7 protein-coding genes are annotated in these 12,180 nt (G+C 49.8%); all 7 read right to left on the minus strand.

All coding sequences use genetic code 11. The features are described from left to right. Positions 1 to 603, minus strand: a 603-nt coding sequence (locus AC14M5_RS17570; RefSeq protein ID WP_484030999.1) for a glycosyltransferase family 2 protein, incomplete at its 3' end; no start/stop codon positions are given. A gap of 460 nt (positions 604 to 1,063) precedes the next feature. Beyond that, positions 1,064 to 1,822, minus strand: coding sequence for a class I SAM-dependent methyltransferase (locus AC14M5_RS17575; protein WP_484031000.1), 759 nt, complete (start codon positions 1,820 to 1,822; stop codon positions 1,064 to 1,066). A 684-nt stretch (positions 1,823 to 2,506) separates the two neighbouring features. Beyond that, the gene (locus AC14M5_RS17580; protein ID WP_484031001.1) at positions 2,507 to 3,682 is read right to left on the minus strand and encodes a hypothetical protein; all 1,176 of its coding nucleotides are present in this window, start codon (positions 3,680 to 3,682) and stop codon (positions 2,507 to 2,509) included. Between the two features lie 24 nt (positions 3,683 to 3,706). Next, positions 3,707 to 6,889, minus strand: a complete 3,183-nt coding sequence (locus AC14M5_RS17585; RefSeq protein WP_484031002.1) for a glycosyltransferase — start codon at positions 6,887 to 6,889, stop codon at positions 3,707 to 3,709. A gap of 31 nt (positions 6,890 to 6,920) precedes the next feature. After that, on the minus strand, positions 6,921 to 8,330 hold the full coding sequence (locus AC14M5_RS17590) for an ABC transporter ATP-binding protein (protein WP_484031003.1): 1,410 nt from the start codon (positions 8,328 to 8,330) through the stop codon (positions 6,921 to 6,923). Beyond that, complete coding sequence (locus AC14M5_RS17595; protein ID WP_484031004.1) at positions 8,320 to 9,132, minus strand: ABC transporter permease; 813 nt, start codon at positions 9,130 to 9,132, stop codon at positions 8,320 to 8,322. Before AC14M5_RS17595 ends, AC14M5_RS17590 begins: the two co-directional genes overlap by 11 nt. Before the next feature lie 117 nt (positions 9,133 to 9,249). Next, positions 9,250 to 12,159 carry a glycosyltransferase gene (locus tag AC14M5_RS17600; RefSeq protein ID WP_484031005.1) on the minus strand — a complete coding sequence of 970 codons (2,910 nt, stop codon included), beginning with the start codon at positions 12,157 to 12,159 and terminating at the stop codon, positions 9,250 to 9,252. Positions 12,160 to 12,180 lie beyond the last annotated feature (21 nt).

The raw sequence follows: 12,180 nt of genomic DNA on the forward strand, positions 1-12,180 counted from the left end.
ACGGAGGCGAAATCCCAAATCCACATCTTCGAAATAGGAGAAGTAGTCTTCATCGAAACCGCCGAGAGCCAGGAAATCTTCACGGGAGATCAATGCTGCGGCGGCACAGGCGCTAAAGACTTCTTTCTTTTCAAGACCATGAGTTTTGACCGAGAACTGGTAGCCGTTGCGCCACGCGAGCCCACTGATGTGGTAAACATCGCCTGCGCCATCCAGAAGTTGTGGCGCGTTAAATTGGATTTGTCGGGATGAAAAGGCAGTGTATTCCGGGTTATCCTCTACCGCCTTCAATAAATTCTCGAGCCAATCCGGTTCAGGATAAGCGTCAGCATTGAGCAGGGCGAGCCACTTGCCACGAGCGAGGTGGGCGCCAATGTTGTTGGCTGCGGCAAAGCCTAAGTTTGATGCAAGGTATTCTACTTGAATGTTTGTACTGGCGTACTTTCCTTCCAGTCCCAATGTGCCACTATCTGTAGAGCCATTATCTATGATAATTACTTCAAAGCTATGATTAGTTTGTCTGTGTAATCCAGATAGACAATGTAACAAGTGGGCGGAACTGTTCCAGTAAACGATGATAATAGAGACATCTGGTATAAACATTCTAAATGCGGGTATGATTTATTAGTTTCGGGTTTGAGCGGTGTTTTTGCTTTTATCGATGGTATTGGCAAATGATTATCAAATTTTGGAGCATGCGATTTCGGAAATTATTTTCTGATGCAGATTTTGGCGTGGTTTTGTAAAAATAATGCGACTTTACGGGTTTGGAAGATTAGATTGCTTCTAATATGGCCGGGGGACGTGCATGGCTTTGTAACGGGCAGTTACTTGTTCGGCATTTTCACATGGGATGGCAAAAGAAATTCCGAAGCGTTCAGGCTTGAAAGTGGGGCAAAGAGTATCATTAAATTCAATGGACTTCAGTTAGTCGAGGTATTCATTAAATATTTCTTGTAATACTTCGCCCGTTTGGCCTCAGAGATGTTGAATTTGCAAAAATAATAGTAGGCACATAAATTTTCGTGTATGAATAGTGAATTTCATGTTGCCCAGGTGTTACCTACCACACGGGATTATCAACTGTAGTAATAGGGTTTTGCGCTTTTTGTGCTGTTCCATATAACCGCTGATGAGGATACTTGTTAGTAAACCCATAATTAATTAATTCAAATCCGCTCGCAAACAACCATTCTTTTATACAGGCAAGATTAGGAATATACCAACTCCATTTGTCCTTTTTGTATTCTCCGGAGTAGAACAAGGAAATTGGTAAGTTTGAATTTGCCATGGCCTTAATCAGTTTATGCTCCGGGGAAGCGGTTCCGTCGGGCAGTTGAGCATAGTTGACAAAAGCCTCTCCTTCTAATAAAAGCAACCCCCTATCCTTTACCGCATCACTCAATTGCTCGAACGCTGCAATAGGATTTTTTAGGTGATACCATACGCCGAGGAATAGAACAATGTCGAATTTCTGGGTAAATAACGCAGACAGGTCATATACATTACCTTGCACGTAGCGAACGTTTGATTGGCGGATACGCTTTGCTGTATTAAATCCAGTATGGTCTGGATTCTGAATATCTAAGGCCGTTACAGTTGCGCCTCGTCTCTCCAATTCAAAGGAGTATGGACCATCTAATGCGCCGATATCAAGCGCCATCATTCCGGTCAAGTCTTGTGGAAGGGTATAACGATCATCAAATATCTTGCTTGCATTAATGAAATGCTGCCCTGGAGTGATAACTCCAGGAAGGACCTCAAACGAATGATACCAACTTGCTTTGCCTATTTCATCCTCGATCGAGTTGTTGTCATTCATTACTTTGCTCCAATCACTTATATCAAATTGGCGGACAACTAATGTCTAGCACTACCAGACAATACAATCGCTGCTATTAGTTCTCCCTTGACCATTTGTAATATTATATCAACGTAACCAAAAAACTCACTGGTTAACAATTTGTTTGTGCAAGACAAACAAACCACGGAAATATACCTTGAAGAAGGTCTTTTAAGATTTACTTTCGTACTTGTATTATTCTTTAGATACTAAAAAACTGCATGTTGCTAGACCTAGGCGTGACAGAAAGGTAGTTTTTCGGCGGAGCCTTAGCCATAAGGTAGCAGATTTAGGACCCTTATGATTAAATTGCTCTCCGCAAGATAGGCATGATCCCGTACCAGTAATTTAGAATCCGTGGATTCTTGAGCCTGTTTTTTCATGTCCTGGACCAATCCCAGGGAAAATATCGGAAACACAAGGATCCGTTCTCATTATCGATCGGAGTTCTGCGCGATCAACGGATTTTATTATTCAGGTTAACCATAAGTTGCCTTACAAAATGTCACCCTGAGCGTCAGCGAAGGGTCTCTGTGACAGCAGTAGAGATGCTTCGCTTCGCTCAGCATGATACATTGAAGTGTTAGGCAATTAAGGTTACCCTGAATAGTTTTGATTTTTTGAGATCCTTGAGCACTGTCTTGTGCATGCTTTTCACTTTTTTTATGCGCTTTTGTTGTGACTTTTCCGCGGGCTAAAGAACTCCCGGATTTTTCGAATAAGCGATGCAAACTTCCATGCCCTGCTTTTTTTTATCTCTTCAAGTTCCAGGACTAATCTGTCGCGTTCTCGGGTTACGCTATCGCGATCAATACTGCGTTGGGCCAGCAGGTGCATGCATGACAGAAGAAACTCCGAAAGTTGTTCAGGATCAAAGGCTGAAATGGTCAGTGTATCGTCAAATTCGGTAGTTTGTAGGGTGTTGTAACGCTCAGTGAAGTATTTCGTGCCGTTGAAATAGTATTTCTCCAGGAACTCGACATCGGATCTGCTGTTTTCGTAGATCCTTTTGGCTGCTCTCGTTGAGATGCGTAGCGGGGTTCTGGATAGCGGAGAATTCCGAATGATATCTCTCATCAGATCGCGAGCCGGATCCGAAACAAAACTATTGTCCTCATTGAATACTGGATAGAGTTGATTGAGCTGGAGCAATACACAGGTGGCTTCCCACTTCATGCCGCTCCTCACATTGGTGTACTCTTGGGCAATCTGCATCAAGCTGTGAAGTTCAAATCTGTGACAAAAATCCACCACTACATTTAAGTCTCCAGCTTGATTTACATAAGGGGCAATGATGGCGCGCACACGAAAAGCCGCCTCCACTTTTTTGATTATCAGAGGAGGAGGATGGGCATACATGAATTTGGCCTCTTTTTTTCCGTAACCTGTCAGGATCTGCTCCTGGAGCAGACTAACAGCCTCTCCCCATGGATCACGGACGTAGGCGAACAAGACGATTTCTTCGGCAAGGGTTTTGAGGAATACCTGCAATTTCTTTAGTTCGTCCAGGGGCATGGTTATGAATGCCTCGCAGGAAATAATGATGCGGTCGGGTTTGGTTGTATTGATCTCTGTCAAGATTTCCTGACGATAGCTTTCAAGAAAATCAGAAATAGCCCGATGGTCATTTAATCCCAGCATTTGGATCTGAAACAGGGATTCCGGTCGTTCTGCAAACAGGGCTCGAAGATAAAAATGATTTTCAGAGCTGCCGGGATACAACGTGTTGTGACTCTTGAGCAGGTGGTCGCGGTGATTGAAAAGGGTACGCTGAAGTGCGGTTGTTCCTGTCTTGGGAAAACCAAAGTGGAGGATGAGTTGTCGAGCCTTATGGTTCATTATGCCATGTTCCTTTTAAGGCGTTCACTTATTCGCAATAAAGATGAATTGCTCTCCGCCAAGATAGGCATAATCCCGTGACCAGTAATTTAAGGCTTTCGGGTCTTTGAACCCTGCCCTTTTCAAGTCTTCGATCAGGTCCCAGGCGAAATAACGGAAGCATAGAGACCCATTTTCATGGTCAATTGGATTGCCATGATATTCGGGCGGCAGGATGTAATCGATGGAACCATCTGACAATATTCTGGCCCGGACCAGTTTCTCAGCTTTTTCTTTTGCAAAGGGGGCGGTGAATAAAAAGGTCCCCCCGGGCTTCAGGCAGCGATAGGCCTCTGCAAAGGCTGAAAGATCATCACTAACATGTTCCAGGACGTCGAATGACAAAATGTAGTCAAAAGAATTGTCGGCAAATGTCAAAGCTGTAAAGTCTTCATTTCGAAGGCCGTTTTTCTTTGTGCCAAATGGAATCTCATTGTCAAAATATTCGCTTCCAACAAGTTTGGAGTGGCGTTTTTTCAGCCATTTGTACAGCGGTGTGGTCTGTTCAGTGATGTAGATCTTGGCATTGGATGCAGGTCTTACCTGATGATAAAAAACATGCATGGAGGCGCGAATACGATTGGTAAACCCGCATTGGACACAATCCAGGTGCTCGCGCCAGTTGGGTATGGGCTTGCCATCGTCCGTAGTTTCGTAGGAATACATGAAACTGGTGTTAAATGTGCTCTCGGTACCACAGACCGCACAGAAGCCCTTGATGAAAAAGTTGGGCTGGTCATGCTGGATCAGCGCAAGTTCGATGGCTTTGCGTTCAGGTAATTCAGGCGCAATTGCCCGGCGCAGCAGTTCATATTCCTCATACGACCTGAGAACATGACGATCCATCTGTTTATGCTTTGGGTTGATGTCCTTCATAAACTGGGAGATCAGGCGGTGACCTGCAGCGGATGAAAAGGCCTGGAGTACCTGCTCATGACCATTTTGACTGAGCTGATTCCAAAGATCTTCAGATTTGTAAACACTCACAAGTGCATCGGCAAATTGCTGCGGTTCATCTGCAACTAGGACATGTTTGCCTGCTTCGATTTCCATGCCTTCCACGGCCAGGCTGGTCGCAACGACGGGCAATCCATAGGCGAGACTGGTCGCGATCTTGCCTTTGATCCCGGCACCGAAACGCAGCGGTGCAACCGATAACTTGCAATTTTGGAACATTGGTGCAATATCCTTGACGTGGCCGTGCACGAGCGTTCCTGAGCGGCCGTGCAGCGCGGATATTTCAGCTGGTGGTGCATTACCTATGACGTGAAACGTAACGTCTGGGATTGCGTTGCGAACGAGGGGTAAGATTTTTTCGTGAAAGAATAAAACTGCATCGATGTTGGGAGTGTGCAGGAAACTACCAATGAAAAGAATGTCCTTGCGGTTATGAAATGCCGGATACCCATATTCAGCCTCGACGAATATGAGTGGCACTAACCGGACATCGGTGTCTGGCAGTTCCTTATGCAGAATTTCCTGCTCGATCGGGCTGAGTACAATGGTGATATCGCACTGGCTGATGATATCGAGCTCCCAGTCCTTGGTTTTTTTAGCCGCAGCGATCTTCTCTGGTTTTCCATCGATCTCGGCCTCCCGCACTTCCCGTAAATAATGGAGATCAACAGTATCTAGAATGATTTTGGCAGTGGGTGCGAACTTTCTGATATCGGCGATGTGAGGTGCGGCAATGGGCGCACGGCAGAGCATTATGAAATCGTAGAATTTTCCTTCTTTTTTAATATGATCGCTCAAACTTCCTACGTCTGCCTTGTGAAGACATCGAACGCCGAGCGAGCGCAGCGCTTCGGTATATTCCCCAAGGTATTGGAGATCGTTCGGGATAAACGTAACATCGTACCCAAGATTTATATAGATCTTCATGATCTGAAAAGCGGATAATGATCCCGCGTCCCGGTCGGGTCTGGGCGTTGACCAGTCGATGAAAAGGAGGCGGGGCATCCATTTGGGTGCCTGCCCGGTTGGAAGCTGGGGTGAGGCTGGAATTGACGAGTCGGGCAGGGCATTCATATAGGACCTTACCAGATTGATTCTGTGCCGAAAGGCGGAAAGTCCTCCCCGCTGGAGTGCACGAATGAATTTATACCCCAGGCCCAACCAACCTCCTGACATGTGGGCCGCAGTACGCGCAAATTTCCAGTAGGATCGAATTCTGTCAGCCAAACGTCTGATCGACGAGCGGGTAACAGGTGGAGCGGCGGTGGTGGCCGGTTCGGGTGTATGCAGATTGACACCGCTTACGCCGTTCCATCCAAATGAATAGGGAATCTTTGAATAGTCAGCATGACCATTGGCATGGATGCGTTCATGGTAAAAATCAAGCAGGTGCCTGAGGTCTCCAATATTATCCCGGGTGTAAACACCTGAATGACGGGAGAAAAACACGGGATCATCGAGCTTATTGCCGGAGAAATGGACAAATCTAAGCGCTTGTCGGTTCGATTGCCAATTGCCGTCAATCCGCTCAATGGTACGTTGAGACAGATTCCAGTATGCTATGTTGTAACCCGGGTGGTGCAGGACGGTGGTGAGTTTCAGGAAGGCTGGAAACAGGTCTGCCCATTTTTGATCCACAAACAGGCCGCGTGCAAGATCAATGACACAGCCTTCTACGAGCTGACGTTCCCACCATTCAACGACACGAATTACATCTGAAGTGTTCCGGAGCCCGATAAACCCCAAATTGTAGATGCCGAATTGCAACATGCGTATATCGCTCATCTCGACATTTTCCGCCGGCTGTAGGATGTGAGGAGTGAGGATGCACTCGCTGCCATCTGCAAATGCGTCCACAACCTCTATTAATGGGCTGATGATCAAAATATCCGGGTCAAGGTAAAGGACGCGGTCCACACCTATTTTCTTGAAAAGGTGGGAAAATGCATACGGCTTGATGGCTGTATTGAATTCAGTGATATTGTAGCGCTCTGCCATCTCCCGGATATTGGGGATAGCCAACTCTGCCAGTGTCACCACCCTGAAGGGCAGGGAGGTGATATCGTAGCCGGAGTCAACCTCATCACACAGGAACAGGTAAAAATTTGCATCCGGATGATGCAGTCTCAGTGACTCAAACAGCGTTTTGGCATAGGCCGTAAAGTTCCTTGAGCAGATTGTGAAAACAGTTAATGGCTCCCTGGCTGGCATAATTATCTCCTACTTTCCTAAATGTTCCTGCTTACAGTTCATGGATTTCAAACTCCGGTTCGCCCACCGACAAGTCCACATAGCCAATGGCGCGGCGGTCCGCTTGCGGCAGGACGCGAAACATGATCGCATCCAGTACCCTATGCATCACGCTGGGCTCGGTTGTTGAGGCGATCCCTCCGCCGACAAAGTAGGTGCCCGGTGTCAGGCGCATGGTGATTGTGTGGACCAGCCGGAATTTTTGACCGTGTTTCACGCCCTGGAAATATTGCCCCAGGCTTGGATAACCCAAAGCGGTGATCTCCACGCCGGTGAGGGCGCGAATGTGCATTCCAATGGATACCAGCTCGCGCGCTTCCAGGAACGTGCCCTGAATTTCGAAATGGTACTCCCGGCCGACCAACAGATTGTTCACCTTCTGTCGCAGGCTATTGTAGATCGTTATGCTGTCAATCCGTGCGCCTTGGAGGGGATAAACAACTGTGGACTGGGGAAGCAGATCGCTTTGGTAAAAATCAATTTCAGGTATTTGCTCTTCTGTTTCCGGATGCGGTGCCAGTTCCTCGGGGAGGGGAACGCTATCTTCGGGCAGGGCATCGACCAAGGTTTCCCCTCTTACGACGCCGCCTCGATCCAACTCCTGGTATTCCTGTATCAGACGCGCCTGCTCCGCCGGGTTGGCATAGATGATCTGGTGATAGGCTCGTACCACGGTAAGAGGGTCGGCCAGCAGCAACCGCCGGCCCTGTTCGATCAACAGGGCGCGGTCGCACAATTCGGTGATCTGACGAATGGAATGGGATACGAACAGGATCGAGGTACCGTTTTGCTTTAACTCATCCAGGCGGCGAAAACATTTGCGCTGGAATTTCTCATCGCCGACCGCCAGGGCTTCGTCCACGATCAATATGTCCGGATCCACCATGGCCTGTACGGCGAAAGCCAGACGGACGATCATGCCGCTGGAATAGAATTTTACCGGTTGTTCGATGAAGTCGCCGATATCGGCAAAATTTGCGATGGCATCAAAGTGGAACTCGATCTCCTCCTGCCGCAGGCCCAGGATCGCCCCGTTGAGAAATACATTCTCGCGCCCGGTAAAATCCGGGTTGAAACCGGAACCCAATTCAAGTAGGGCTGTGATCCGGCCTTGGGTCGCGATCGTGCCACTGGTCGGTGTCAGTGTTCCGCACAGCATCTGCAACAGGGTGGATTTGCCCGAGCCGTTCCTGCCGATGATGCCGAGGGTCTCGCCTTTTTTTACTTCCAAAAACAAATTCTGCAAAGCCCAGAATTCACGGTAATAGACCCGCGCTGACCTGCCCAAAACTCCCAGCACTCTGGGTGCCAGCGCTTGTTTGAGCCGATCGATCGGCTTGGCATAGATCTGATAACATTTGCTCAGGTCTGTGACCCGAATCGCCAGGTCACTAGAGGACATCGGCAAACCCTTTCCGCGCTCTTTGGAACCACCAATACCCTGCGGAGGCCACAACCACCCCAAGGATTGTCATGAGGCCCAATGTTCCCCAAGAGGGGGGAAGACCATAGACCAGTGTATTGCGGCTGTCGGAGACAATGATGGCGAGCGGATTGAGCCGCATGATCGCCTGGTATTTCTCGGGCAGGGCCGTGATCGGGAAAAACACCGCCGAAACGAACAGGAGCACAGAGGTTAAGACAGTGGTGAGCTGGGTGACATCACGGATATAGACGGCCATGGCCGCCAGGAACCAACTTACGCCCAACCCCAACAGCAGCAAGGGGAGCAGAATCACCGGGAAATAGACGATCGTGAAGGGGAGGTGGTGGCTCAGAAGAAGTTGGGCCACCATGAGGACCAGCAAACTGATAAAGCTATGAAATAGAACCACACCGATGGATACCAGTGGGAGCATCTCCAGGGGAAAGATCACTTTTTTTACAAAATTCACATTTTCGAGGATCAGCGTTGGGGCCTTGTTCATGATCTCGGCGAACAGGTTGAAAACGATCAGCCCTGAAAACAGCGTGATGGCAAAGTCCGCCCGGCTTTCCGCGGCCGCACCAGTTCCCCAGCGCGCGTTAAAGACGAAGGAGAAAACAAAGGTATACACAAACAGCATCAACAGTGGATTGAGAAAGGACCAGGCAAAGCCCAGCGCCGAACCCTGATAACGACGGGATATCTCACGCCTGATCATCTGAAAAATCAGGTACCGGTATTGATGGATCTTTTGGAGAAAAGAAATAAACGCCTTCATTTGCCCTTTATTTTACGCATTATGATCACTTGCGGGAACGCATTATACAACACGAAACCGCTGGTTTCAAAACAGCCTTTGTTTTCCTGTCATCCTAATCGTGGCTCACAAGCGCGATCAGCCTCGTCTGCCTGCCGCAAGCCATGAGCGCACCCTGCGCAGCCATAGGACCAGTTTCCAGCCCCGACTGGAATAGATTTCCGTGAGTTGTGCGTCCTTTTGGGCAAGTTGTGCATCCTTTTGGGCCTCTTTTTCAATCAGGCGCGTCTGCCAGATGATATTCTCCAACTCCCTGATCCAATACGGGAAAACCCGCGACGATCGATTCGATTCACCGGTTACCCGGCGAAGGACCTCGAAAAACTTCGTAACAGTAGCTTCCCGGGTGAACTTTTGCCGCGCTTTGACAGCGGCATTGGCGCCCAACGCGCTGCTTAGTTTGGGTTCATCCATCAATCTTTTTACCCGTTCGGCTAGCTGGTTTGCATCGCCGGGAGGATACAGCAGCCCTTCCTGCCCATCCTCGATCAGTTCGAGCGAACTGCCCGAAGCAGCCGCAATGACCGGTTTTCCGAGGCGCATGGCTTCGAGGGTCACCAGCCCAAAGGGTTCGTCGCGATAACTGATTACGATCGCATCCGCCTGCTCGTACAAGGTATAGGGATGCTTCAGAAAACCGACGAAATGGACACAAGACCCCAGATCGAATGACGCGATCAGCTCCAGCAACCGCTGGTGATATTCGATATCCGCATCGCCGGCCAGAACCAGTTCAACATGCCTGCCGGCGGCGACCAGTTCCTTGAGCGCATGGATCGCATCCGCCTGTCCCTTTCCGGGGGAGATCGCTCCCAGGCAGGCCAATTTGAAACTATCCGGCTTTTGATAGTACCTTTCTGTCTCCAGCGACACCTTTTGTTCCAGTTCACTGAACGGATAAACGATCTCGGTGGGCACCTGTGTAGAGTCGCCAAAGAGTTTTGTTCGGGTGAAAACAGAATTTGAGATAACGAGGTTTGACCCTGCCTGAATATACTCTGTAATCATCTCGCGCGGATAAAAGAAATTGATACCGTGTTCGGGCAGACCCAATTCATGCACATACCAGAGATGCGGTTTGTTGAGCAGAAAAGCGACCACACCTCCCCAGGGAATGACGGAGGTGTTGGTGAGGATGATATCTGGGTTAACCTGCTGTAATAGTGGCAGCAGTTGTTCTTCAAGGGCTCTGAGATCCCTGGCCAGGCGCGGTTGACTTTCGGCAGCCTCCAGACGATCCTGATCGGACCACCAACCGTATGGGTGGACCAACGTCACTGCACCCCTGGCCTCAAGCGCTTGCTTCAAAGGACCGTCGAAAGGCAATACCACGGTCGGTACCATGCCCAGCCGGGGCAACTCGGCAACAAGGACCTGGAGGCTTTTTTCGGCGCCATACAAGAGACTGCTGTGTGAAAAGAAGAGAACGCTGGTCGGCGAATTTTTCGGCAGGCAGAGGAGTTGGAGAACGGCGGCTCCGCTCTGACCCGGGGCTGGCTCCGGAACTTCGACCGGGCGCCCCGTTTCAACCTTGCAGATGACCTGCGCCGCCTCGTTAATGGCGAGGACCTCAAAACCGAGTTCGAACAGCGCTTTCAACAGTTCCTCGGGCGTGGAGCCGGATTGTTCCATCTTTTCTGGGTCGTATTCAACGACCATTCTGATCCTGGGAAATATGCGCTTGATCAGTGCTTTGATCTCCGCCAAGACCGCCGCCTCACGGCCGTTGGCGCTGAGTTTGAGGAACAGGTTGGCAACACCGTCGTCGAAAGACGATAGAAAATCGCTGTCGTCTTGTTTTGCCCCACTATTGAGGCGGGGCTGGTGATGGATGACCAGGTTTTGAAAGGCGTTCAGTCCGGCATTCCGGGACAGGATCTCGAACGCGAATGGGTCGGGCTCGACCGCCACGATCTTTTTTGCCTTGGCACGGCTTGCGGCGAGCAGTGCGAAATATCCATAGCCGGCCCCCAGGTCGAAGAAAATGCTGTCATCCAGCATGTAGTTGGACACTATGCGCGTCGTCAAAGGTTGGTGGGGGCGATCGGTGTAGCGAGGGGCTTCCGGCGCAGGGACGTGCATTTCAAAATCCTGCCCGAGGGGCGTAAACTTTTGCAGATTGGGCGTGAACAGGCTGGAGGAAATGAGACGCGCCGCAATTTCCGGGTTGGCTGGGAAATATTTTTGCTGGAAACCAATGGCCGCGTTGTAGAACCGCAAGGCATCCGCTGCCAACTCGGGTATATGCTCTTTGTTATATAAGGCATGGACCTCCTCGGCCACCATGATCAGCGAAAGTACCCTGTGCCGGTAGACCCCCGATTGCATGATCGAGCCTTTGCGTAAGCGATATTGATAGAACTTCTCGTTGGTCAGGTAGATGTTGCGGGCGCGAAAGCACAATTGCCTTGAGAATACCTCGTCCTCGTTCACGATGCCTTCGACGAACCTAAGCCCGGTCTCTTTTAGAAAATCTGCTCTGATCGTGTACAGCCAGGCGCTGGGCAGGAAGTTGTGCCTGCGCCGCATTTGGAGATACAGGTCGGGCCCTGCATACAGCCCGTCCTCCAGGACGTCTTTGTAATAACCCGCATGCAGCTGAAGTTCCGCCTGGCCTTCGTTCTCCGCAAAAACGTCATCGAGAAACGGCTGGGCCTTGAACATGACCGCGTCCGGCTGCCCATGCTGCGTGATGATCTTATGTACATACCGAAGCGCCGCCGGGTCCAGCATGTCATCACTATCGATACAATACACGTACTGCCCCTGGGCCCGTTCCAACCCGGTATTTCGGGCCGCACTTAAACCGGCATTGGGCTGGCGGATTAGAACGATCCGGGAGTCCAGGTTCCGGTAGCGGTCTGCGATCTGACCGCTGGAGTCCGTAGACCCATCCTCCACGAGGATCAGTTCGAAATCTTTATCGGTCTGACCCAGGATGCTTTGAATGGCGGCATCCAGATATCTTTCGACATTGTAGATGGGCATGATGATCGAGAAAAAAGGTTT

This window comes from Candidatus Villigracilis sp. (assembly GCF_057083605.1).